The 1,053-nt window shown below is 44.9% G+C and carries 1 protein-coding gene; it reads left to right on the plus strand.

The genetic code is table 11. From position 1 onward, the window contains the following. Nucleotides 1-1,053, plus strand: a 1,053-nt coding sequence (locus KDK18_RS01030; protein WP_257252550.1) for a hypothetical protein, incomplete at both ends; no start/stop codon positions are given.

Here is a 1,053-nt window from a genome sequence, read left to right on the forward strand (position 1 = left end):
TCAGTATGGAATTGTTCCGCGCTTTCTCGTCCATGAATAGCAGCAAAGGCATGCTCAGACATGAAAAAGTGAAAGAGGTGCTAAGCTGGCCAGAATGGAAAGATAGGGATGGCGAATTCAATATGGAGTTGTTCCGCTCCTTCTCATCCATGAATAATGGCAAAGGCGTGCCCGAATATGATGAAGTGAAAGAGATACTGGGCTGGCCGGAATGGAAAGACAAGGATGGCGTGTTCAGTATGCTACTGTTCCGAGCCTTCTCGTCCATGAATCATGGCCAGAGCATACTCAAACATGAGGAAGTGAAAGAGGTGCTGAACTGGCCAGAATGGAGAGACAAGAATGGAGAGTTCAATATGCTACTGTTCCGAGCCTTCTCGTCCATGAATAGTAGCAAAGGCACACTCAAACATAAAAAAGTGAAAGAGGTGCTGAACTGGCCAGAATGGAGAGACAAGGATGGTGAGTTCAGTATAAAGTTGTTCCGATCTTTTTCATCCATGAATAATCGCCAAGGCATGCCCAAGCATGAGCCAGTGAAAAAAGTGATAGGTTGGATAAGCTGTGGAGGTGCACCCAATCACCTGCTCCTGCAAATGATGAACAGGCTCTGGAAATCAGAAGGGCTACCTGCCATTGAAGCGCTGCAACATCAGGAAACACAACTGAAACAGTGGCTATTAAATGAATTTGCTAAAGACAACAGTGATTCAGAGAGTGACGAGGTCCACGAATACGATAGCGATTCAGAGGATCAAGAGGATGACAAATTCAATCGCCAGATAAAAACAGTTGCTCTTTATCTTTCCACCTCCAGGCCAGACTGGTCACTCAACTGGGCGGTTTTAAAACAGTTTCATCAATTCCATGCAAAGACTAAAACCGTTCTGATGCTGGAATCATTGATAAGACTTCTGTCTTCTTATGGAGGAAAAGGCGTCGAGCGCTACCTTAAGTTTGATCAACAGGACCGGGATTTTTTGTTGTGTCATTCGGTTAAAGCCGTGCCTTTGAACGTGTTAAGTAAGGCAATAGCTCTGTTTTCTGCCAATG

The sequence above is a fragment of the Endozoicomonas sp. SESOKO3 genome (assembly GCF_024606255.1).